Genomic DNA, 23,304 nt, shown 5'->3' with positions numbered 1-23,304 from the left:
GGCGCGGGTCGAGGAAGGGGTGGGATTGTCAAGCAATCCCGGGCCGGCGCTAGGCGAGGAAACCGCGCAGCACGCGCTCGGCCGCGGCCGGGTCGTCGCGCCACGCGCCATGGCCCACACCAGGGAAGCGCGCCAAGCCGGCCAGCCACTGCGGCGGGATGGCCGCGGCAATCTCCGCCGCGTCCTCGGGCGGCGTGACGGGGTCGGCCTCGCCGGCCATCACCAGCACCGGGCATTGCACGTTCGCCAAGCCGGGCCGCAGGTCCATGCCGGGCAGCTCGGTGCGGGTGTGCTCGAACAGGATGTCGGGCTTGAACTGCATCCAGCCGCCGGCATCCGGCGCCTTGGGCTGCGTGTTGTAGAGATGGCGGCAATGCTGCTCGTAGGCGGCCCAGGTGTCGGGGCCGGGGCGCTCCCAGAAGTCGCGCGTGGCCTGCGCAGCGTCAGGCCCGCCCAGCGCGCCGAAGCGCTCGATCTTGCGCGCCAGGCCGAAGTGGTGCGAGGTGCTGGACAGCACCACCTTGCTCGCATGCGCCGGGTGGCGCGCGAGATAGCGCTGCGCGACGAAGCCGCCGAAGCTCTGGCCCAGCACGATGGGCTTGTCGATGCCCAGCCTGTCGCACAGCCGCACGATGTCGTCGGCGAACACGTCCAGCCGCATCTCGTCCAGCGGCCGCGGGCTGCTGCGGCCGTGGCCGCGCTGGTCGAAGTAGACGACCTGGCAGAGGTCGGTGAAGCGGCTGAAGAAGGGCCGAAAGCCGGTGTGGTCGAAGCCGGGGCCGCCGTGGATGAGCAGCAGCGTGGGCTTTTGCTTCAGCACACGGCCGACGGGCTCGTGGCCCAGGCCTTCGATGTCGACAAAGAGGCGGACGCCAGGTTGGATTTCGATCAGCATTTCAGTGGTGCCCGGCCGCCCGAAGCCACTGACCGCCACCTTGGGGGGGCAGCTCGCAGCTGCGGGCGTGGGGGCTGTCGTTTCCGCTAGTTTGCCTTGCGCAGATCCAGCGTGAACGGGAACTCCAGGCTGCGCTTCGGCTCGCCCACCTCGACGCGACCCGGCGTGTGGCCGTGCGACGTGAAGCGCGCCAGGCGGCGGCTCTCGGCCTCGTAGGCATTGACGGGCAGCGTCGCGTAGTTGCGGCCACCCGGGTGGGCGACGAAGTAGCGGCAGCCGCCCAGCGATTTCTGCTGCCAGGTGTCGACGAGGTCCAGCGTCAGTGGCGCGTGGATGCCAATGGTGGGATGCAGCGCCGACGGCGGCAGCCACGCGCGGTAGCGCACGCCAGCCACGAACTCGCCGACGCGGCCGGTGGGCTGCAGCGGCAGCGGCTGGCCGTTGACGGTGATGCGGTGGCGCGGGTCCACGAGGCCGCTGACATGCACCTCCAGCCGCTCCAGCGATGCGTCCACATAGCGCACCGTGCCGCCGGCCGAGCCCTCCTCGCCCATCACATGCCAGGGTTCCAGCGCACTGCGCAGCGTGACATGCACGCCGCGCGCAGCGAACTCGCCCAGCTTGGGGAAGCGGAACTCGACATGCGGCGCGAACCAGGCGGCATCCAGCGCGTAGCCGGCGTCCTGCATGTCCTGCGTGACGTCGGCGAAGTCCTCGCGCACGAAGTGCGGCAGCAGCCAGCGGTCGTGCAGCTCGGTGCCCCAGCGCACCAGCGGCGCGCGGTAGGGCGCTTTCCAGAAGCGCGCGATCAGCGCGCGCAGCAGCAGCTGCTGCACGATGCTCATGCGCGCATGCGGCGGCATCTCGAAAGCGCGCAGCTCCAGCAGGCCCAGGCGGCCGGTCGTGGAGTCGGGCGAGTACAGCTTGTCGATGCAGAACTCGCTGCGGTGCGTGTTGCCGGTCACGTCCACCAGCACGTTGCGCAGCGTGCGATCGATCAGCCAGGGCGGCACAGCCTCACCGTGGCGCTCGGCCAGCTTGTGGATCTCCGCCAGCGCGATCTCCAGCTCGCGCAGCTGGTCGTTGCGCGCCTCGTCCACGCGCGGCGCCTGGCTGGTCGGGCCGATGAAGAGGCCGCTGAACAAATAGCTCAGGCTGGGGTGGTTGTGCCAGTAGGCCAGCAGCGACGCGAGCAGCGACGGCCGGCGCAGGAAGGGCGAGTCGGCCGGCGTCGCGCCCCCCAGCACGAAGTGGTTGCCGCCGCCAGTGCCGCTGTGGCGGCCGTCGATCATGAACTTCTCGCTGGACAGGCGCGTCTGCCGCGCGGCCTCGTACAGGAACTCGGTGTGCTGCACCAGCTCGCCCCAGTTGTGGGCCGGGTGGATGTTGACCTCGATGACGCCGGGGTCGGGCGTGACGGCCAGCAGCTTCAGGCGCGGGTCGCGCGGCGGTGGGTAGCCCTCCAGCACGATCTTGAAGCCGGTGTCCTCGCAGGCGGCCTCGACGGCGGCCAGCAGCTCCAGGTAATGCTCCAGCTTCTCCAGCGGCGGCATGAAGACGTACAGCACGCCGCTGGCGCTGCCCTTGGCCTCGGCCGCGGGGCCGTTGGCACGGCGCGGGTCGCGCGCCTCCACGCACAGCGCCGTCCGCGTGATCCAGTGCGCGCTCTCGAAGCGCACCGGCGCGCTCGCATCCGCCGATGGCGGCCACGGCGAATCACCCGGCGCAAAGCCGGTGCGCGCGCCGCCCGCCGCCGCTGCGCCGCCAGCGCGCCGCAGCCCCGGGCCTGGACCGGTGGAGGTGACGCCCTGCACCTGCGCCTTCAGCGCGGCCGAGGCCGGCAGCATGCCGCGCGGCGCGAACGGGTCCTGCTCGATCAGGTAGGGGTAGTCGCTCTTGCCCACCCAGGGCAGCGAGTCCAGCGGCAGCCGCCAGCCCATCGGCGAATCGCCCGGGAAGAGATACAGCCGCTCGTCACGGAAGAACCACGGGCCGGTCTGCCAGCGCGCCCCGGCCAGTGCCGGCGCGTCGCCCGCGTGGCGCAGCGGGAGCACGTAGCCCACCACATGCGACAGCCCTTGCTCGAACACGCGGCGCAGGCGCACGCGCTCCAGTTCGTCGTCCAGCCGCGAGTCGAAGGGGTCGACGTTGACCGGCAGGCGGCGCTCGCGCCACAGGTAGTACCAGGTGTCTTCAAAGCCCGGCTGCACATGCGTGTCGGGCAGGCCCAGCCGTGCGGTCAACGCGGCCATGAAGGTCTTGGCATGCTCGCTGGTGTAGGCATGGCCTTCGCGCTCATCGGCGAACCAGTCGGCATTGCGCCAGCAGGGCTGGCCGTCGGCGCGCCAGTAGATGGACAGCGCCCAGCGCGGCAGTTGCTCGCCCGGGTACCACTTGCCCTGGCCGAAGTGCAGGAAACCGCCCTGGCCATACTCGTCGCGCAGCCGGTGCGTCAGCTGCTGGGCGTAGAGCCGCTTGGTCGGCCCCAGCGCCTCGGTGTTCCATTCGGGCGCGTCGCGGTCTTCCACGGCGACGAAGGTGGGCTCGCCGCCCATCGTCAGCCGCACGTCACCGGCGTGCAGTTCAGCATCGACCTGCTCGCCTAGCTTGAGCACCTCGGCCCATTGCGCCTCGGTGTAGGGCTTGGTCACGCGCGGCGATTCGTAGATGCGCGTGACGTGCATCTCGTGGCCGAACTCGACCTCGCTCTCGTCCACCGCGCCGCTGATGGGCGCCGCGCTGCCCGGCGTGGGCGTGGCCGCGAGCGGGATGTGGCCCTCGCCCGCCAGCAGGCCCGAGGTCGGGTCCAGGCCTATCCAGCCGGCGCCGGGCAGGTAGACCTCGCACCAGGCGTGCAGGTCAGTGAAGTCGACCTCGGTGCCGCTGGGCCCGTCCAGCGCCTTCTCGTCGGGCGTGAGCTGGATCAGGTAGCCCGACACGAAACGCGCCGCCAGGCCCAGGTGGCGCAGCAGCTCGACGAGCAGCCAGCCGGAGTCGCGGCAGGAACCCGAGGCCTTCTGCAGCGTTTCCTCTGGCGTCTGCACGCCGGGTTCCAGGCGGATCAGGTAGGACACGCTGCGCTGCACGCGCTGGTTCAGGTCGACGAGGAAGTCGATGGTGGCGCGCTCGCCGCGCGGGATGTCCTTCAGGTAGGCGGCCAGCAGCGGCGTGGCCGGGCCGGCCTGCAGGTAGGGCGCCAGCTCGATCTGCTGGGCCTCGTCGTAGGCGAACGGGAAGGTCTGGGCGTGCGGTTCCAGGAAGAAGTCGAACGGGTTGTAGACCGCCATCTCGGCGACCAGGTCCACCGTGACGGTGAACTCGGTCGTCTTCTCGGGGAAGACGAGGCGCGCGAGGTAGTTGGCGAACGGGTCCTGCTGCCAGTTGATGAAGTGCTTGGCGGGCTCGACCCGCAGCGAGTAGCTGAGGATGGGCGTGCGGCAGTGCGGCGCAGGGCGCAGGCGGATGACCTGCGGGCCGAGCTGCACGGGGCGGTCGTATTTGTAGCGGGTGACGTGTTTGAGGGCGACGTGGATGCTCATGGGTTTCTCTCACCGCGCCTGTGGGCGGATGCTCATTCCAAGATTCGTTTGATGGCAACGCCCGTGCCGGGATTTCGCCCCGGCGGGCGACCTACTTTCTTGTGTCGACAAGAAAGTAGGCAAAGAAACGACCCCCGATCCGCCCGCCCTTCGCTGCGCTACGGGTTCCCTGCGGTACTCAGGTCTTGAGGCCTCGCGCAGAACTCGCTTCGCTACGCTGCGCTCAGACAACTGCGCGAAGTCAGTCCACAAAGTGCGCTGCGCGCACGGCCTCAAGCCCTTCCGATCCTCGGCGCGCTCAGAGGGGGGAAGAGAAATACCTCGGTGCGGACCGTATTCGGGGTTGGCTGTTGGCTGTTGGGGTGTGGGCCGTTCCTTCACTCCCCTTCTAAACCGCCGAGAAGCGCAGGAGCCCGGGGCGCGAGCGCAGCGAGCCTCGACCTCTGACTTCGCGCCCCTTTGTCTGAACGGAGCGTAGCGAAGCGAGTTGGGCGCGGCCCCGGGTTCCGAGCATCGCAGGGGACCCACCCGTTCTCGGGTGGGCGGTTTTGCAGGGGCGACTTTTTGCCTACTTTTTGGTCGCCCAAAAAGTAGGTCGCCCGCCGGGGCGAACTCCCGGCTGGGCCTGTGCGACAACCAACCCTCCGAGCAAGCAACCGAAAGACTGGTCATCGCAACAAACTCAAGCCGACGGCACCAAGAAGTCCCGGCTGATCCGCGCCCCCAGGTCTGCCACCTCCGCGAGGAAGCCATCCAGGAACGGATGCATGCCCTCCGCCAGGATCTCGTCGATGCGGCCAAAGCTCAGCTCCGCCTCCAGCCGCCCCACGCGCCTCAGCGTCTCCGCCGACTGCGGGTTGGCCACGCGCTTCAGGTTGGCCAGCATGCGCGTGATGCAGTGCGAGAGCGAGCGCGGCATGTCGGGCCGCAGGATCAACAGCTCGGCCACCTTGTCGGGCTGAATCACGTTGCTGTAGACCTTGCGGTAGATCTCGAAGCCCGACACCGAGCGCAGCACGGCCGACCAGTAGTAGAAGTCGCGCGCCGCATCGCGTTCGCTGCCCACGCCGTCGTGGCGATAGAACTTCACGTCCAGCAGCCGCGCCGTGTTGTCGGCCCGCTCCAGGAAGGAACCGATGCGGATGAAGTGGAAGGCCTCGTCCTGCAGCATGGTGCCCACCGTCACGCCGCGCGACAGGTGCGAGCGGTACTTGACCCACTCGAACAGCTGCGACGGGTCACGCGTCAGCGCGCCGTCGCGCAGCAGGCGGCGGAACTCCAGCCAGGTCTGGTTCATGGTCTCCCAGACCTCGGTCGTCAGCGCGCCTCGCACCGCGCGGGCGTTCTCGCGCGCGGCGCGCAGGCAGTTGAAGATGGACGAGAGGTTGCCCTCGTCGGCCACCATGAACTCCATGACGTTGCGCGCGTTGATGGCCGCGTACTTGGCGCCATACAGGCCGTTCAGCTCGGAGATGGACACCAGGCTGCGCCAGGTCTGCTCGGACTCCTCGGTGGACTGCGGCTGCAGCGAGGTCTGGTAGGCGATGTCCAGCATGCGGGCCGTGTTCTCGGCCCGCTCGATGTAGCGGCTCAGCCAGAAGAGGTGGTCAGCGGTTCTCGAAAGCATGTTGTCGTCTCCCTCAGTCTTCCAGCACCCAGGTGTCCTTGGTCCCGCCGCCCTGGCTGCTGTTGACCACGAGAGAACCCTCCTTCAACGCCACGCGCGTGAGCCCGCCCGGCACCATGCGCACCGACGAGCCTGACAGCACGAAGGGTCGCAGATCAATGTGACGGGGCGCGATGCCCGATTCCACAAAGGTCGGGCAGGTCGACAGCGACAGCGTCGGCTGCGCGATGTAGTTGCCCGGGTTGGCCACAAGCTGCGCACGGAAGGCCTCGATCTCGGCCTTGGTCGCGGCGGGGCCGACGAGCATGCCGTAGCCGCCCGCGCCATGCACCTCCTTCACCACCAGCTCGGACAGGTGGGCCAGCGTGTAGGCCAGGTCGTCCTTCTCGCGGCAGACGTAGGTCGGCACGTTCTGCAGGATGGGCTTCTCGCCGAGATAGAACTCGATCATCTTGGGCACGTAGGGGTAGATGGACTTGTCGTCCGCGATGCCCGTGCCGATGGCGTTGGACAGCGTCACCTTCCCGGCCTTGTACGCGTCCACCAGGCCGGCGCAGCCCAGCTGCGAGTCGGCGCGGAAGACCTGCGGGTCCAGGAAGTCGTCATCGATGCGGCGGTAGATGACGTCCACGCGCTTGGGCCCGCGGGTGGTGCGCATGTAGACGAAGCCACCGTCGACGAACAGATCCTGGCCCTCCACCAGCTCCACGCCCATCTGCTGGGCCAGGAAGGCGTGCTCGAAGTAGGCCGAGTTGTACATGCCGGGCGTCATGACGACGACCGTCGGGTCAGCCACGCCGGGCGGGGCGACGCTGCGCAGCGTGTCCAGCAGCAGGTCGGGGTAGTGCGCGACCGGCGCGATGCGGTGGTTGACGAACAGCTCCGGGAAGAGCCGCATCATCATCTTGCGGTTCTCCAGCATGTAGCTCACGCCGCTGGGCACGCGCAGGTTGTCCTCCAGCACGTAGTAGTCGCCGCTGCCGTCGGCGTTGCCGGCGCGCACGATGTCGACCCCGGCGATGTGGCTGTAGACATTGCCCGGCACGTCCACGCCCATCATCTCCTTGCGGAACTGGGCGTTGTTCAGGATTTCGTCGGCCGGGACGATGCCGGCCTTGAGGATCTCCTGGTCGTGATAAACGTCGTGGATGAAGCGGTTCAGCGCCGTCACGCGCTGGGCCAGGCCGGCCTGCATGGACGTCCACTCGGACGCCGGGATGACCCGCGGGATCAGGTCGAACGGGATCAGGCGCTCGGTGCCTTCGCCCGAGTCCTTGTCGCCATAGACGGCGAAGGTGATGCCCACGCGGCGGAAGATCAGCTCGGCCTGTTCGCGCCGTTCGCGCATCAGGCTCTCGGGCTGTTCGGCCAGCCAGCGGGCGTAGGCCTCGTAGTGCGCGCGGGTCTGGGCCCCGCGGGCGGCGTGCATTTCATCGAAGGCGGTCTGCATCGTTGCTCCTCTCGCAGCCACCGACGCAAAAACCGCGCCCACGACGGACGCCAAGTCTGGTGCACCCGGGCACCGCCGCAGTGCAGGCGGGCCCGACACCGGCGCATCGGGGCACCAGAGTTATACCGGTGCCCCGCACCGCCGCCCTTCGGGCGTCAGAAACGCAGCTGCACGCCCGTGCTGACCGAGCGCCCCGGCTGCGGCGCCAGCGCACGCAGCGTGGGCACGGCCGTCGCGTTGTAGGCCAGCTTGTTGCCGAGGTTGTCCAGCTTCAGGTACCACAGGCCGTCGCCCTGGCCCCAGTTGAACTGGCGCGCCAGGCTGAGCCGCAGCGTGCCGTAGCCGGCCGTGGCGGTGTCGAACGGCGCCACGCGGGTCTGGCGCGCTGCGCCACGCCATTCCAGCCGGCCCGACCACGCGCCCTGCCGGGCCTCCAGGCCCAGCAGGGCGCGCAGCGGCGCCAGGCGCGGCAACGGCTCGCCGGTCTGCGTGTTCTCGCCCCGCACCGCGTCCAGCTGGCCCAGCAGCGCCACGGCCGGGTGCGCCTGCCAGCGCGCCTCGATCTCCACGCCGCGCAAGCGCGCCGGCACGGCCTGGAAGGCGTAGACCGGCAGCACCTCGCCCTCGTCCTCCACCGTCTGGCCATTGGCCTGCAGCGCGATGTAGTTGCGAAAGCGCGTCTCGTACACATTGATATGGGCATGGCTCTGGCCGCCTTCCCACTTCAGGCCCAGGTCCGCGCCACGCGAACGCTCCACGCCCAGGCTGGCGTCGCCCACCTCGAAGGCGGCCGTCGCCACGTGCAGACCGTTGGCAAACAGCTCGTAGTAGGCCGGCGCACGCTGCGTGCGGTTCAGGTTGGCGCTCAGGCTCCAGCCACCGTCCAGCGGCAGCACGCCGCTCAGCGCCAGGCTCAGCGGGCTGAACGTGCGCTGCTGCACGGGGCCGAAGCGCTCGCCCCCGTCGGAATCAACTGTCACGCGCTCGGTGCGCACGCCGGCCGACCAGTCCACGCCGGCCAGACGCGCCTGCTCCAGCAAGAAGACACCGGTGCTGCGCGTGCGCGTGCTGGGCACGAAGGCCTCGTCGCCCAATGCCGAGAAATCCAGCGACTCGGTCTGCACGCCGACCAGGCCCTTCAACGGGCCGAGGGGTGCGTGCTCCACCTCCAGCCGGCCGTCCGTGCCCCGGCTCTTGAAGGTGGTGCCGACTTCCTCGCCCTCCATCTCGGTGTGCTCGTAGCGGTTGCGGCTGAGCTGCCAGCCGATGCGACGCACCGGGCCGCTGGCGGTGGCCCACTCACCCGCTGTCGCCAGCCGCTGGCGCTGCATGCGGATGGTCACGTCGGCCTCGGCCGTTGTGCCGTAGTCGGTGTGGAAGTCGTCCACCGACACGCCCGCGAAACCGCCCTGGAAGAACACCGAGCCGCCCACCGCGCCGCCGTGACTGCGCGCGGCAGCGTTGCGCACGCTGGTGCGGCGCTCGGCGCCGTCGTCGGTGGGGCTGCTGAAGCGCGGCGTGCGCTGGTCGCCAGCGTCGCGGCCGGCCAGGTCCACGTGCCAGCCCACGCCCGCGTTCGGCCGGCCAGAGCCGCCGTCCAGCACCACGGCACCGCTGCGCTCGCGGCTGGCGCCCCCCAGGCGCAGCTCGGCCGCGCCGCTGAGGCCCTCGGTCAGCGTGCGCGGGATGCGGTTGTCCAGCGTGTTGACGACGCCGCCCACCGCGTTGCCGCCGTACAGCAGCGCCGCCGCGCCGCGCAGCACCTCCACCTTGTCGATGACCAGCGGGTCGATGGCCACGCCGTGGTCGAAGCTGAGGCTGGACGCGTCCACCGACGCGCCAGAGTTGTTCAGGATGCGCACGCGGTCACCGTCCAGCCCGCGGATGACGGGGCGGCTCGCGTTGGGGCCGAAGTGGGTGGCCGACACGCCGGGCAGGCCCTGCAGCGTGTCGCCGAGGGTGGCGGCGCGGGTCAGCACAAGGGCGTCGCCAGACAGCGAGTCGCTGGGCTGGGCCAGCACCTGGCTCTTCAGCGGGTTGCCGGTGACGACGACCTTGTCGAGGGACTCGGTGGGCGCGGGATTGGCCTGGGCGGCCAGGTTGAAGCAGGCAGCCGCGATGGGCGCCAGGACGTGGGGACGCATGGAGAGGACTTCCGGAACTGAAAACGCAAGGCGCGCACGCCGCCAGCACGGGCGGTGTGCGCAGGGAGCTTGGGGTTCAGACGGAAGCGGGCGGCGCGCGTGCGGGCGGGCGCCAGGTCGCGTCGCTCGCGACCGCCGGTTCCAGGCCTGCGGCCGCCAGCACATCGCCCGCCACGGGCGCGGGCAGCGGCCCGGGCAGGGCCGCCGGCACGCCACCGGCCAGATGGGCTGCAGTCAGGCAGAGGTCGCAATCGACGAGATGGACGAGGCCGTCGTCTGGCCGATCGCTGACGTGCGTGAACGCGTGCGCCCCCGCCATCGCCTGGGCGATGGGCAGAATCAGAGCCAGCCAGAGCAGCCAGCCGCGGATGTTGCGACGAAGGTTCACGGCCGCAATCCTAAACTCGGACCCCTCACAGAGCCTGAAGTCACCCGCTCATGAAGCTCATCGACACCATCCTGGCCGACGCGCCCGAGATCACGGCCATCCGCCGCGACCTGCACAAGCACCCTGAACTCTGCTTCCATGAGGAGCGCACCGCCGACGTCATCGCCAAGGCCTTGACCGACTGGGGCATCCCCATCCACCGGGGCCTCGGCAAGACGGGCGTGGTCGGCATCGTCAAGAACGGCACGTCCTCCCGCGCCGTGGGCCTGCGTGCCGACATCGACGCGCTGCCCATGACCGAGCGCAACCAGTTCCCGCACGCCAGCAGCTACCTGGGCCGCATGCACGCCTGCGGCCACGACGGCCACACCGCCATGCTGCTGGCCGCCGCCAAGCACCTGGCCACCCACCGCAACTTCGACGGCACGGTGTACCTGGTGTTCCAGCCCGCCGAGGAAGGCGGCGGCGGCGCGCGCGAGATGATCAAGGACGGTCTGTTCGAGAAGTTCCCGATGGAGGCCATGTTCGGCGCCCACAACTGGCCCGGCATGAAGGCCGGGCAGTTCGCGCTCAAGACCGGGCCGGTGTTCGCGAGCAGCAACGAGTTCAAGATCACGCTGCGCGGCAAGGGCTCGCACGCGGCCATGCCGCACCTGGGCGTGGACCCGGTGCCGGCGGCCTGCCAGCTGGTGTCGGCCTTCCAGACCATCATCAGCCGCAACAAGCGGCCCATCGACCCGGGCGTGATCTCCGTGACCATGATCCACGCGGGCGAGGCCACCAACGTGGTGCCGGACTCGGTGGTGATGGAAGGCACGGTGCGCACCTTCACGCTGGAACTGCTGGACCTGCTGGAGCGCCGCATGAAGGCGATGACCGAGCAACTGGCCGGCGCCTTCGAGCTGACCGCCGAGTTCGAGTTCCGCCGCAACTACCCACCGACGATCAACCACCCCGCCGAGACCGACTTCGTGCGCCGTGTGCTGACCGACATGGTCGGCGCCGAGAACGTGCAGGAGTTCGAGCCCACCATGGGCGCCGAGGACTTCAGCTACTACCTGCTGGACAAGCCAGGCTGCTACTTCCTCATCGGCAACGGCGACGGCGAACACCGCACCGGCGGCCACGGCCTGGGCCCCTGCACGCTGCACAACCCGAGCTACGACTTCAACGACGACCTCATCCCGCTGGGCGGCTCCATGTGGGTGAGGCTCGCCGAACAGTGGCTCAACAGCCCCAAGCCATGAACCACGAACAAGTCATCGCCGACACCCGCGACTGGGTCGTCAAGGCCGTCATCGGCCTGAACCTGTGCCCGTTCGCCAAGAGCGTGCATGTGAACGAGCGCATCCGCTACGTGGTGAGCGACGCGACCGAGCCCGAGCAGTTGCTGAAGGACCTGGCCCGCGAACTGCTCGCGCTGAACCGCGCCGATCCGGACGAGATCGACACGACGCTGCTCATCCACCCCCAGGTGCTCGACGACTTTCTGGACTTCAACGACTTCCTGGACGCCGCCGACGCGCTGGTGGACGAGCTGAAGCTAGACGGCATCCTGCAGATCGCCGACTTCCACCCGCGCTACCAGTTCGACGGCAGCGCGCCGGACGACATCGCCAACTACAGCAACCGCTCGCCCTACCCCACGCTGCACCTGCTGCGCGAGGAGAGCATCACGCGGGCGGTGGAGTCCATGCCGGACACGGCGGCCATCTTCGAAGGCAATCTCGACACGCTGGAGAAACTGGGCCAAGAGGGCTGGGCCGCGCTTGGGCTGAAGCCCTAGGAGGCTGTCGGGCTACTCCTTCACCCAGGACAGGTTGTTGCCCTTCTTGGGGGAGTTCGCGCGCGTGCGCAGCACCGCATCGAAGCCGCTCTTGCCGCCGTTCCAGATCGCCGTCAGCAGGCTGACGACGTCCTCGCGGGAGTAGGGGTCCAGATCGGGGCGGAACTGCTTGGCCGCGGCTGCCAGCACCTCGCGCGGCAGCTCCTGGTGCGTGGCCAACACGACGAACAGCGCTGCATGCAGGTCGGGCCAGGCGGCGCACAGCACCTGGATGCGTCGCAGCGCCTCGGCCGGCGCGGCACGGTGGCCCGGCTGCAGCCAGGCCAGCCCGTCGGCCTGCTCGTCTCGCGCGGCGTCGTCCATCGCGTCGTCTCCTGTCTTGTTCTCTGGTTGGCCGATTGTCCTGACGTGCCGCTGCCAGGGCGAGCGCTTCGCCCCGCGGAGCGCGCAAATCGACACGGCCCGGCCGCTTGGATGATCAGGGCTGCGCCGTCATGCGGCAAACTCGCCGGCTGCTTCCGTGTCCAGCCCCATGCAACCCAAGACCCTTGCCCTGATCGACGACGACGCCGAGTACTCCGAGTTCCTGACGCAGTTCCTGCGGGAGCAGCAGGGCATCGCGGTCAGCCACTTCGACGACAGCAATGCCTTGCTGGCCGCGCCCGAGGCGTTCTCGTTCGACTTCTACCTTGTCGACCTGATGCTGCCCGGCGTCAACGGCGTGGAGCTGATCAAGATCCTGCGCCGCCGTACCGACGCCGGCGTGGTCGTGGTCTCGGGCCGGTTGGGCCCCGAGGTGTTCCGCGAGGTCATCACGGCCGGGGCCGACATGTACCTCGTCAAGCCCGTGCAGTTCGAGCAGGTGGCGCTGGCCATCGCCGCCGTGCAGCGCCGCGTTGCCAAGCCCGCCGCCACCGACACGGCCTGGAAGCTGGACCGCGCGAGCGGCGAACTCATCGTGCCGGACGGCACGCGCATCCAGCTCAGCGAGGCCGACCGCCAGCTGCTGGAGTGCTTCGCGCAAGCCGGTGGCGAACCCGTCACGCGCGAGGCGCTGCTGCACAAGCTGGGCCGCGAGGTGCCGGAGGGCGAGGCTGACGACGGCCTGTCGGCGACCATCTACCGCCTGCGCCGCCGCATCGAGCGCGCCACGCCCACGCTGGTGCCGCTGCAGAGCAAGTCGCGCGTGGGCTACGTGTTCCGCGCGCCGCTTCAAATACTCTGAGCGTCAGCGGCAAGCTCCAGGGCCGGGCGCGCCCTGAGCACCACTGCATTGCGCCCGCCGCGCTTGGCGGCGTAGAGCGCTTCGTCGGTGCGCTCCACCCACTGACGCACATCGGCATCCTGCGGCGAGGCCAGGCTCACGCCGATGCTGACGGTCAGGCGGCCCACCGCGGGGAACACCGCCTCCTGGACGGCGCCGCGGATCTTCTCGGCCACCCGCACCGCCTCCTGCGGGCCCGCAAGCTCCGGCAGCAGCACGGCGAACTCTTCGCCACCGAAGCGCGCGGCCACATCGGTCGTGCGCACCGAGGCCTGCAACAGCGCGGCGAGCTGGCGCAACACGGCGTCACCGGCCGCGTGGCCATGGTCGTCGTTGACGCTCTTGAAGAGGTCCACGTCGATGAGCAGCAGCCCGTGCACGCGGCCGCCATGACCGTAGCGACGGCCCAGCGCCAGCGCATCGGCCAGCCGCGCGTCCAGGCTGCGCCGGTTGTGCAGGCCGGTCAGCGGGTCGCGCGTGGCCAGATGCTCCAACGCCGCGTTCGCAGCCTGCAACTGCAGCGTGCGCTGCTGCACCTGGGCCTCCAGGCCCAGGTTGGCCTGCTGCAGTTCCCGCTCCGTGGCCAGCAGTGAGCGGGCCATGGACTGCATGGCCTGACTCAGCCGGGCCAGCTCATGCGCGCCAGCGTCTTGCGGAAACTCCGGCATGCGGCGCTCGGTGCGAACGCGCTCGGCAATGTCCGCCAGCTGCTCGACGGGGCGGCTGATGCGCCGCGCCAGCAACAGGGCCGCCAGCGTCAGCACGGCCGCGGCCAGGGCGCCCAGCAACACCAGCTCGCGCGTCAAGTCCCGCACCGGACGCATGGCCTGATCCAGCGGCTGGCGGGCCACGATGCGCCAGCCCAGCTCCGCACTCGTGCGTGCCTGCAGCGACGCCTCGCTGGCGAGGTAGGCCTTGCCGCCAAACTGCACCTCGCCCTCGAAGCGCCCGGTCGGCAGCTGGGGCAGGACGGCATCGCCGCGGGCCTGCGCGAGCTTCATCGCCTCGGGGTAGAGCACGCGGCCATGACGGTCGATGATGAGGGCATCAATGCCGCTGCCCGGCTGCTGGCGGCGGGTGACGCTGTCCAGCAGCGCGGTGACCCAGTGCCAGTGCGCATGAGTGCCGACGACGCCACGCAGCCGACCTTCCGCATCACGGATGGGCGCGGAGAAGTCGATGAAACGCGTGGGCTCACCGTCCGGCAGCGCCGGCAGCAGGTTGACCAGCAGCTTGGCGTCGTGCACGTCGCCCACATAGACACGCTCACGCCCGGCGATGAACCATTCCCGCTGCGCCACCGACCGCCCCACCAGCAGGCCACCACTGGCTTGAAGCACGGTGCCATCCGGCGCCACCAGGCCCAGCCAGGCGAACTCGTCATGCAGGGCCTTGCGGCGGTCCAGCGCGTCGCGCGCCTGCTGGGCATCCAGCGGCCCCTCCACCAGATGCGGGGAATGGCTGAGCAACTCGATCTCGCGCTCCCGGTCGCGCAACTGGCTGGCCAGCAGCTCGGCCGCCGCCTGGGCCGTGGCCCGCACGGCGGCCGCCTGGGCGGTGTAGAGCTCCTGCGTGGCCACCCGGCCCAGGTAGCCGCCCACCAAGGCCAGGATGGCCAGCGCCAAGCCGCCCAGCACCAGGCTGAGCTGGCCACGCAGGCTGGACAAGCGGGAGGGTGGCGGGCTGGCTGAAGGCGGCGTTGGGGCGTCGGGCATCGGCGTCGGCAAAGGCCGGCATGCCCGGCGCGCGCAGTCTACGCGGCGTCAGCCGGCCTGCGGCAAGGTCAGCCGCATGACGGTGCCGAGCGGCCCGGTGCGCAGCAACTCGGCGCTGCCGCCATGCAGGTCCATGACCCGCCGCACGATGTACAGGCCCAGGCCGTGGGCCGACTCCTGGCCGCCGCCGCGCGCACCGCGCGAGAACAGGCGCGGCAACAGCTCGCGCGGGATGCCCGGCCCACCGTCGACCACCTCGAACTGCAGCGCGGCGGGCTCATCGAAGTCCATCACGTGCAGCGTCACCGGGCTCGCGCCGGGCGCGTACTTCAGGGCGTTGGACAGCAGGTTGCGCAGCGCCAGCCGCATCAGGCTCATGTCCATCAGCGCCGTGCGCGTCGCCGTGTGGCGGCGCACAGCGATGCGCTCGCGCAGGTCGCGCGGCAGGTCGGCGATGGTGACGGCGATCAGCGTGTCGATGTCGGTGTCCAGCCGCGCAATGCTGCCGGCACCCGCCAGCAGGCTGGCGGCCGCCAACGTGTTGTCCACGCCCGCCAGCACCTGGCCCAGCACGGCCTGCGCACGGGTCAGCCGCTCCTGCGCCTGGCGCTCGCCGCGCCCGGCCAGGCTGGCGGCGGCGCTCTGCAAGGCGGCGCTGGCATTGTTCAGCGGCTGCCGAACTTCGTGGGCGAGCACGTCCAGCATCTCTGAGCGCTCGCGCAGCAGTTGGTCCAGCTCCCGCACATGGCGCTCGGTCTGGCGGCGCATCTGCTGCTCCTGCGCCAGCTCGGCACGCCGCTGCAGTTCTTCGGTGATGTCGTCCACCAGCGCCAGCGCCCGCTGCGGCCGGCCCTGGGCGTCGAACTCCGCCACCGCCGACACGAGCACGTCACGCAGGCTGCCGTTCGCGCAGATGAGTTGCAACGCGCAGTCGTCCACGTGGCCGTCACGCCAGACCGCCGGGCCGTGCAGTTCGCGCATCTGCCGGCTGGACGCCGGCGTCATGAAGTCGTCCAGCAGCCGGCCGATCACCTGCTCACGCCGATAGCCCAGCCGCTCCAGCCAGCGATCCGACACGCTGAGCAGCCGCCCGGCCACGTCCACCGAATGCATCAGCGCGGGGGTTGATTCGTACAGCACACGCAGCCGCTGGCGGTTGTGTTCCAGCTCCAGCGCCGCGCGGTGGTGGGCGGTGACGTCCTGGAAGGCCCCCACCAGCCGCACAGGCACCCCGTCCTGCCAGTCGACCTGTCCCTGGGCCAGCACCCAGACTTCGCGGCCAGCGGCGGTGAGCAGCGGCAACTCCAGGCTCCACGGTTCACCTTGCAGGATGCCGCGCTGCACAGCGGCCTGGATGATGGCGCGCGCCTCGGGCTGGTAGTAGCCGAAGGCCTCCTCCAGCGTGGGCCGGTGACCGGGCGGCAGGTCGTGGATGCGGCAGGTCTGGTCGCTCCAGAGCAGTTCATGCGTCTGCAGATCCAGCGTCCAGCCGCCCACGCCGGCCACCCGCCCCGTGCGATCCAGCAGCGCCTTGCTCTCGCGCAACTCACGCTCGGCGCTGAGGCGGTCGGTCACGTCCTCGGCCATGCCAACGTAGCCGGCCAGTTGGCCCTGCGGCGTCAGCAGCGGCTGAGCGCGGGCCCAGATCTGCCGCGACGGCCCTTGAGCCGGTCCGGCGCGGTAGCGCATCTCGAAGAGCTGGCCGCGCTGCACGCAGCGCTCCCAGTGACTGCGCACGGAATCGTGGTCCTGCGGCGACAACGCCGACATCCATCCCTCCCCCAAGGCCTGCTCAGCCGTCAGCCCGTGCGCGCGCTGCCAAACCAGGTTGGTGAAGATGCAGCGGCCGGCCGCGTCAGCGCGAAAAACGCCCAGCGGCACCGTGTCGGCCAGCACACGAAACGGCTGCCCGCCCTGGTCGGCACGTTGCGACGCACGCTCTCGCATCATCAAGGCCTCGGCTGCCGCGCCGGCCAGCCGGGTCAAGGCCTCGCGCTGCACGTCGCTGAGCTCGCGAGGGCGGTAATCCACGACACACAACGTGCCCGGGTGGCTGCCATCGTCCAGCCGCACCGGCACCCCGGCGTAGAAACGCAAGGGCGGGCTCGCCAGCACGTCGGGATGGTTCGCAAACCGCGGGTCCAGCCGTGCGTCGTTGACCTCGAACAGCCCATCGGCCAGCAAGGTGTGGGCGCAGAACGTCTGCGCACGCGGCGTCTCGCTGCGGCCGAAACCGACGGCCGACTTGAACCATTGCCGGCGCTCGTCCAGCAGCCCCAGCAACGCGACCGGCGTTCCGCAGATCTGCGCCGCCAGCGCGGTCAGGTGATCGAACAGCGGCTCGGGCTCGGAGTCCATGACCGCCAGCGCGGCCAGTCGGGCCAGGCGGCGATCCTCGTCAGGCAGGGCAGGATTGCGCATGACCGCGAGCTTAGGGCAGCGGTGCGAGCGCCGCCCGAAAACGACAACGACCGCCGCAGCGGTCGTCCGTGATGTCGCCGGCAACAGCCGGGATGGCGCTCAGCGGGCGGCAGCGCGCTTGCGGCTCCAGCCCAGCACACCCAGCGCGCTCAGCGCCAGCGCCAGGCTGGCAGGCTCGGGCAGTTGGCCAGGCACGGTGGCTTCTTGGCGCACAAACGAGAGGTTGTCCAGCATGAACGCCTCATCGACACCCGAGATCTTCATCGACTTGGCAATGCCGGCAAAGTTCAGCTCCAGAGGCTTGCCCCAGTCGCAGAACGTGGCAGAGCCGCTGCAGTTCGACTCGCTCAAACCGGTCAGTTTGCTGAGGGAACCGACGCCATCCACCTCGGAGAACAACTCGATGACAACGCCGGAGTCCTCCAACGCCTTGTACGCCAGCGACGATCCGGCAATAAAGCCTTGAGCGAAATTGATCGTGAACGACGGCGGCAGCGAGTTGGCCGCCACGATGATGGTCGCGGGGTTGAGCTTGGCCCTCGGATCATTGGACAACAGCAAGGCCGCGCAACCCGAGCCACCGGCCGGAACGAAGCTGAACGCTCCGCCGCAATTGCCTGTCATGCTGAGCACGCCCCAGGCATTGCCGCTGAACTCAACGCCCAGGTCGGCGTAAGGGTTCATGGACGCCAGCGACACGATGCCGTCTTCGTCCATTTCCAGCGAAATCCGCTCGAAATCGACAACCACCGGCTCCAGCGCAGCGAACGCAGGTTGCACCAGCGCCGCCAGGGCAATGGCCAGAAGTTTGCTCGTTGCACGCATGGCGCTCTCCGTCGGGTCGTTCGAGTTGATCGTTGGCCGGAAATGTAAACAAGCCTTTCAGTCCTGAGCCGCGCGCTGCCCCTTCAGTTGAGGGGTGAGTTCAGGATCCAACCCGTCATCGAGGGGAGCCGAAGGGCTTGGCTACACTGCCTGCGGTGGAAACCAAATGGCTTGAAGATTTCGTCAGCCTCGCCGAGACGCGCAGCTTCTCCCGCTCCGCCCAGCTGCGGCATGTGACCCAGCCCGCGTTCTCGCGCCGCATCCAGGCGCTGGAGGCCTGGGCGGGCGTGGATCTCGTGGATCGGTCGTCCTACCCGACCCGACTGACTGCGGCCGGCGCGACGCTGCTGGCTCAGGCCGTGGAGTTGCTGGGCAACCTGCAGGCCACACGCAACATGCTGCGCAGCCACCAGGCGGCCGACCTGGACATGATCCAGTTCGCCGTGCCGCACTCGCTGGCGTTCAGCTTCTTCCCGCACTGGCTGATGGGGCTGCGGCGCGGCTTCGGGGCCATCAAATGCCGGCTCAACGCGGCCAATGTGCACGACGCGATGCTGCAGCTCAGCGAGGGCAACTGCGACCTGCTGCTGGTCTACCACCACGCCAGCCAGCCGCTGCAGCTGGACCCGGAGCGCTACCAGATGGTGTCGCTGGGCCACGAGACGCTGTCGCCCTACGCCAAACCCGACGCGCAAGGCGAGCCGCTGTTCCGCCTGCCCGGGCGGCCCGGCCAGAAGATTCCCTTCCTCAGCTACGCGGCGGGCGCCTACCTCGGGCGCATCGTCGAGCTCATCGTCAAGGAAGCCGACTGCGCGCTGAACCTGGACGCCATCTACGAGACCGACATGGCCGAGGGCCTGAAGGCCATGGCGCTGGAAGGGCACGGCTGCGCCTTCCTGCCCGCCAGCTCGGTGCAGAAGGAGTTGGCCGGGGGGCGCTTGGTGGCCGCCGCGCCGCCGGGCACATTCAGCGTCAGCATGGAGCTGCGCATGTACCGCGAGCGCCCCGAGGCCTCGCGCCGGCATAAGCCCGCCGCCCAGGCGTTGTGGGACTACCTGGCCGCCACGCCGTAAGGACTTTCCACATGCCCATCACGGTGAAAACCCGTATTCGGGCAATTCGCACGGCGTGGTCTGCTCGCCGCCATCATTGACACCCCCATTCCTGTTGTTGGAGTCCCCATGAAGAAAGTTCTGCTCGTCGCCGCCCTGGCTGCCGCTTCGGTCGCTGCCCATGCCGACACGCTGAAGAAGATCAAGGACAGCGGCGTCATCACGCTGGGCGTGCGCGAGTCCTCCGGCCTGTCCTACACCATCGGCGACGGCAAGTTCGTCGGTTACCACATCGATGTCTGCGACCGTGTCGTCGCCGACCTCCGCAAGCAGCTGGGTGGCAAGCTGGAGGTGAAGCTGCAGCCGGTCACGTCCGCCAACCGCATCCCGCTGACCGTCAACGGCACCATCGACCTGGAGTGCGGCTCGACGACCAACAACGTCGCCCGCCAGAAGGACGTCGCGTTCGCCGTGACCACCTACGTCGAGGAAGTGCGCATCGCCGTGAAGGCCGCCTCGGGCATCACCTCCATCAACCAGCTGGCCGGCAAGACGGTCGCCACGACCACCGGCACGACCTCGGTGCAGACGCTGCGCAAGCACGAGCGCGCCGCGGGCGTGGACTTCAAGGAAGTGTTCGGCAAGGATCACGCCGACAGCTTCCTGCTGCTGGACTCCGGCCGCGCCGACGCCTTCGTGATGGACGGCTCCATCCTGGCCAAGAACATTGCCACGTCCAAGGCCCCGGCCGACTTCAAGATCGTTGGCGAGGTGCTGGCTGTCGAGCCGATCGCGATCATGATGCGCAAGGACGACCCGGCCTTCAAGAAGGCCGTGGACGACAGCATCAAGGCCCAGATCAAGTCGGGCGAGCTGGCCAAGACCTACGACAAGTGGTTCCTGCAGCCCATCCCGCCCACCAACACCAAGATCGGCCTGCCGCTGTCGGCCGCCACCAAGGACGCTTGGGCCAACCCGAACGACAAGCCGGCGGAAGACTACGCCGCCAAGAAGTAAACGCTGGCACGTTTTGAGCTGATGCAAAGCGGGTGCCTGGCACCCGCTTTGTTCTAGAGGGTCGAGGAGAGGCGATGAGTTGGGACTGGCAGGTGTTCTGCAAGAACACGCTTGATGGGGAAGTGATCGGCAGTTGCTTTGGCAGCAACGGCGACATCACCTATCTGCAATGGATGATTTCGGCCTGGGGCTGGACGCTGAGCGTCGCGCTGCTGGCGCTGGTGCTGGCGCTCGCGATGGGCTCGCTGATGGGCATCCTGCGCACGGCGCCCAGCCGCGGCCTGGTGTTCCTGGGCAATGCCTGGACGGAGTTGTTCCGCAACATCCCGCTGCTGGTGCAGATCTTCCTCTGGTACCACGTGCTGCCCTCCATCTTCCCGGTGCTGCGCGAGGTGCCCAGCTTCCTGCTCGTGGTGTTTGCGCTGGGCTTCTTCACGTCGGCGCGCATCGCCGAGCAGGTCAAGGCCGGCATCCAGAGTCTGCCCAAGGGCCAGCGCTACGCGGGCCTGGCGATGGGCTTCACGCTGCCGCAGACCTACCGCTACGTGCTGCTGCCCATGGCGTTTCGCATCGTCATCCCGCCGCTGACCAGCGAGAGCATGAACATCATCAAGAACTCGTCGGTGGCCTTCGCGGTGTCCATCGCCGAGCTGACGATGTTCTCCATCCAGGCCAGCGAGGAAACCTCGCGCAGCATCGAGATCTACCTCGGCGCGACGGCGCTGTATTTCATCTCCGCATTCGCGGTCAACCGTGTGGCCCTCGTCATCGAGAACCGGGTGCGCGTTCCCGGCATGGTGGGGGGCAAGTGATGCTGCAACTCGACTTCACCTTCCTCAACTGGGACGTCATCACCAGCTTCGTCGCCAAGGGCTTTCTGTTCTCGGTGCAACTGACGCTGATCGCCATGGTCGGCGGCATTCTTCTGGGCACGCTGCTGGCGCTGATGCGCCTGTCCGGCAAGCCCTGGCTGGAGATGCCGGCTGCGGCCTACGTCAACACGCTGCGCTCCATCCCGCTGGTGATGGTCATCCTGTGGTTCTTCTTGCTCATCCCGCTGATGACGGGCAAGCCCATGGGCGCGGAGCTGTCGGCCATCATCACCTTCACGCTGTTTGAGGCGGCCTACTACTCCGAGATCATGCGGGCCGGCATCCAGAGCGTGCCCAAGGGCCAGGTCTACGCAGGCTACGCCGTGGGCATGACCTACCGCCAGACCATGCAGCTTGTCGTGCTGCCACAGGCCTTCCGCAACATGCTGCCGGTGCTGCTGACGCAGACCATCATCCTGTTCCAGGACACCTCGCTGGTCTATGCCATCGGCGCCTATGACCTGCTCAAGGGCTTCGAAGTGGCCGGCAAGAACTTCAACCGCCCGGTTGAAACCACGCTGGTTGCCGCGGCCGTCTACTTCCTCATCTGCTTCGGGCTGTCCATGCTGGTGCGCCGCCTGCAGGCACGGATCCAAATCATTCGCTGAATCCCGCCATGATCGACATCAAGAACGTTTCCAAGTGGTACGGCAGCTTCCAGGTGCTGACCGACTGCACGACGTCCATCAAGAAGGGCGAGGTCGTCGTCGTCTGCGGCCCGTCGGGCTCGGGCAAGTCCACGCTGATCAAGACGGTCAACGCACTGGAGCCCTTCCAGAAGGGCGACATCGTCGTGGACGGCATCTCCATCGCCGACCCCAAGACCAACCTGCCCAAGCTGCGCTCGCGCGTGGGCATGGTGTTCCAGCATTTCGAGCTGTTCCCGCACCTGTCGGTGACCGAGAACCTGACCATCGCACAGGTCAAGGTGCTGGGCCGCTCGCTGGACGACGCCAAGGTGCGCGGCCTGAAGATGCTGGACCGCGTGGGCCTGTCGGCGCACAAGGACAAGTTCCCCGGCCAGCTCTCCGGCGGCCAGCAGCAGCGCGTGGCCATCGCCCGCGCGCTGTCGATGGACCCCATCGTCATGCTGTTCGACGAGCCGACCTCGGCGCTGGACCCCGAGATGGTCGGCGAGGTGCTGGACGTGATGGTGCAGCTGGCCCAGGAAGGCATGACCATGATGTGCGTAACGCACGAGATGGGCTTCGCCAAGCGCGTCAGCAACCGCGTCATCTTCATGGACGCCGGCAAGATCGTCGAGGACTGCAGCAGCGCCGACTTCTTCGGCAAGCCCGAGGAGCGCTCGCCGCGCGCCAAGGACTTCCTCGCCAAGATCCTTCAGCATTGAAAAAGGGCGCCCTGTGGCGCCCCTTGTTCCTGCCCGGGCCCGCGTTCGCGGGCCTGCGTCATTCAGGGCTCGATGGCCGCGCCGACCACCGCCCCGGCCGCGACGGCGCCGATGCGCGTGGCCTTGCCGCTGGCGAGGTCGATGCGATACCAGACCGACTGCCCGCCCGTCGTGATGGCCGAGTACGCGGCGTTGGACACATCCGAGATGTCCAGCGTGGCCTTGCCGAAGCTGCCAACGCCCAGCGTGCCCACGGTGTAAAGCCGGCCGGTGTTGGGCGACACCATGGGCTGCACACCCTCCTTGGTGCCCTGGTGCACCAGCACACCCAGCTTGCCGTCCAACGCGTAGTTGGTGGTGATCTTCTCGTTGTCCTTGTTGTAGGTGTAGCCGGCCGCCACCAGCGTCGCCGGCTTGCTGGCGTTGACGTCGGCGGCATCAAAGGCCAGGCGCCCGTCCAGCTGCAGGCCGGGCTGGTTGGGGTCGCTGTCGACGACGGCGCCGGTGTCCGGATGCAGGCGCAGGTTGAAGCCCGTGTCGCTGACGACGCGGATGCGGTCCACCGTCGGGTTGAAGTCGAACCCCCACTCGCTGGCGCCGACCGGCAGCCCCACCGGCGTACCCACGGCGGTGGCAGCGCCGCTCTTGGTGTCGATGCGATAGAGCTGGCCGCTGGCGCCCAGGCCGAACAGCTGGCCCTTGGCCACGCGGTAGTCGATGCCCAGCAGCGTGTCGCCCGCCGCCAGCCCTGTCAGCGGCTTGCTGGACAGCGTCTTCTGCGGTTGGCCGGCATTGAACTGCACGAGCTGGTTGCCCGTGGTCACCGCATAGATGGTCTCCTTGGCCAGCGGGCCCAGCGGCTCGGTGGTGGCGCAGGCGGCGAGCAGCGCGCTCGCGGCAATGAGGGTCAGGGCATGGCGGCTCATGGCGTCTCCAGGGTTGGGTCGGCCGGTTTATA

19 protein-coding genes are annotated in these 23,304 nt (G+C 68.9%); 8 read left to right on the top strand and 11 right to left on the bottom strand.

Annotated elements, in window-relative coordinates; all coding sequences use genetic code 11:
- Nucleotides 1-49: 49 nt before the first annotated feature.
- The 6 genes from NYO99_RS10790 to NYO99_RS10765 all read right to left on the bottom strand — a co-directional run bounded on the left by NYO99_RS10790 (nt 50) and on the right by NYO99_RS10765 (nt 10,043).
- Nucleotides 50-895: an alpha/beta fold hydrolase gene (locus NYO99_RS10790; RefSeq protein ID WP_268167185.1), complete on the bottom strand. Its 846-nt coding sequence runs from the start codon at nt 893-895 to the stop codon at nt 50-52.
- Between the two features lie 86 nt (nt 896-981).
- Complete coding sequence (locus tag NYO99_RS10785) at nt 982-4,434, bottom strand: transglutaminase family protein (protein ID WP_268167184.1); 3,453 nt, start codon at nt 4,432-4,434, stop codon at nt 982-984.
- A 682-nt stretch (nt 4,435-5,116) separates the two neighbouring features.
- Entirely contained in the window at nt 5,117-6,061 is a 945-nt protein-coding gene (locus NYO99_RS10780) for an alpha-E domain-containing protein (protein ID WP_268167183.1), read from the bottom strand.
- A gap of 13 nt (nt 6,062-6,074) precedes the next feature.
- Nucleotides 6,075-7,511, bottom strand: coding sequence for a circularly permuted type 2 ATP-grasp protein (locus tag NYO99_RS10775; RefSeq protein WP_268167182.1), 1,437 nt, complete (start codon nt 7,509-7,511; stop codon nt 6,075-6,077).
- Between the two features lie 155 nt (nt 7,512-7,666).
- Complete coding sequence (locus tag NYO99_RS10770) at nt 7,667-9,655, bottom strand: TonB-dependent receptor (protein ID WP_268167181.1); 1,989 nt, start codon at nt 9,653-9,655, stop codon at nt 7,667-7,669.
- 76 nt (nt 9,656-9,731) lie between these two features.
- Nucleotides 9,732-10,043 (bottom strand): hypothetical protein, encoded by a 312-nt coding sequence (locus NYO99_RS10765; protein ID WP_268167180.1) that lies wholly within the window; start codon nt 10,041-10,043, stop codon nt 9,732-9,734.
- Between the two features lie 50 nt (nt 10,044-10,093).
- Between NYO99_RS10765 and NYO99_RS10760 the strand changes: the two genes are divergently transcribed.
- Together NYO99_RS10760 and NYO99_RS10755 are read left to right on the top strand one after the other, a co-directional pair.
- Nucleotides 10,094-11,290 (top strand): M20 aminoacylase family protein, encoded by a 1,197-nt coding sequence (locus NYO99_RS10760; protein ID WP_268167179.1) that lies wholly within the window; start codon nt 10,094-10,096, stop codon nt 11,288-11,290.
- Complete coding sequence (locus NYO99_RS10755; protein ID WP_268167178.1) at nt 11,287-11,829, top strand: DUF1415 domain-containing protein; 543 nt, start codon at nt 11,287-11,289, stop codon at nt 11,827-11,829. Before NYO99_RS10760 ends, NYO99_RS10755 begins: the two co-directional genes overlap by 4 nt.
- A 12-nt stretch (nt 11,830-11,841) precedes the next feature.
- Here NYO99_RS10755 and NYO99_RS10750 read toward each other — a convergent pair whose 3' ends face one another.
- Nucleotides 11,842-12,192: a hypothetical protein gene (locus tag NYO99_RS10750; protein WP_268167177.1), complete on the bottom strand. Its 351-nt coding sequence runs from the start codon at nt 12,190-12,192 to the stop codon at nt 11,842-11,844.
- 169 nt (nt 12,193-12,361) lie between these two features.
- Here NYO99_RS10750 and NYO99_RS10745 point away from each other — a divergent pair, with 169 nt between their 5' ends.
- Complete coding sequence (locus NYO99_RS10745; protein ID WP_268167176.1) at nt 12,362-13,054, top strand: response regulator transcription factor; 693 nt, start codon at nt 12,362-12,364, stop codon at nt 13,052-13,054.
- Here NYO99_RS10745 and NYO99_RS10740 read toward each other — a convergent pair.
- The 3 genes from NYO99_RS10740 to NYO99_RS10730 all read right to left on the bottom strand — a co-directional run bounded on the left by NYO99_RS10740 (nt 13,042) and on the right by NYO99_RS10730 (nt 18,054).
- Complete coding sequence (locus NYO99_RS10740; RefSeq protein ID WP_268167175.1) at nt 13,042-14,760, bottom strand: diguanylate cyclase; 1,719 nt, start codon at nt 14,758-14,760, stop codon at nt 13,042-13,044. The two genes, NYO99_RS10745 and NYO99_RS10740, sit on opposite strands and share 13 nt — an antisense overlap.
- A gap of 96 nt (nt 14,761-14,856) precedes the next feature.
- Nucleotides 14,857-17,229 carry a sensor histidine kinase gene (locus NYO99_RS10735; RefSeq protein ID WP_268167174.1) on the bottom strand — a complete coding sequence of 791 codons (2,373 nt, stop codon included), beginning with the start codon at nt 17,227-17,229 and terminating at the stop codon, nt 14,857-14,859.
- 99 nt (nt 17,230-17,328) lie between these two features.
- Complete coding sequence (locus NYO99_RS10730; protein ID WP_268167173.1) at nt 17,329-18,054, bottom strand: PEP-CTERM sorting domain-containing protein; 726 nt, start codon at nt 18,052-18,054, stop codon at nt 17,329-17,331.
- Nucleotides 18,055-18,209: 155 nt separating this feature from the next.
- Between NYO99_RS10730 and NYO99_RS10725 the strand changes: the two genes are divergently transcribed.
- From NYO99_RS10725 to NYO99_RS10705, 5 genes are all read left to right on the top strand, one after another.
- A complete protein-coding gene (locus NYO99_RS10725) occupies nt 18,210-19,127 on the top strand; it encodes a LysR substrate-binding domain-containing protein (protein WP_268167172.1) in 918 nt (305 codons plus the stop codon).
- Between the two features lie 108 nt (nt 19,128-19,235).
- Complete coding sequence (locus tag NYO99_RS10720; RefSeq protein WP_268167171.1) at nt 19,236-20,123, top strand: amino acid ABC transporter substrate-binding protein; 888 nt, start codon at nt 19,236-19,238, stop codon at nt 20,121-20,123.
- Between the two features lie 74 nt (nt 20,124-20,197).
- Nucleotides 20,198-20,935, top strand: coding sequence for an amino acid ABC transporter permease (locus NYO99_RS10715; RefSeq protein WP_268167170.1), 738 nt, complete (start codon nt 20,198-20,200; stop codon nt 20,933-20,935).
- A complete protein-coding gene (locus tag NYO99_RS10710; protein ID WP_268167169.1) occupies nt 20,935-21,603 on the top strand; it encodes an amino acid ABC transporter permease in 669 nt (222 codons plus the stop codon). Before NYO99_RS10715 ends, NYO99_RS10710 begins: the two co-directional genes overlap by 1 nt.
- A gap of 8 nt (nt 21,604-21,611) precedes the next feature.
- Entirely contained in the window at nt 21,612-22,346 is a 735-nt protein-coding gene (locus NYO99_RS10705) for an amino acid ABC transporter ATP-binding protein (protein ID WP_268167168.1), read from the top strand.
- 62 nt (nt 22,347-22,408) lie between these two features.
- Here NYO99_RS10705 and NYO99_RS10700 read toward each other — a convergent pair whose 3' ends face one another.
- On the bottom strand, nt 22,409-23,272 hold the full coding sequence (locus NYO99_RS10700) for a DUF4394 domain-containing protein (protein WP_268167167.1): 864 nt from the start codon (nt 23,270-23,272) through the stop codon (nt 22,409-22,411).
- Between the last annotated feature and the right edge of the window lie 32 nt (nt 23,273-23,304).

The organism is Roseateles hydrophilus (assembly GCF_026712245.1).
Lineage (GTDB): Bacteria > Pseudomonadota > Gammaproteobacteria > Burkholderiales > Burkholderiaceae_C > Pelomonas > Pelomonas hydrophilus.
The sequence above is the reverse complement of the archived record's forward strand: the minus strand, read 5'-3'. Positions and strand labels throughout refer to the sequence as shown.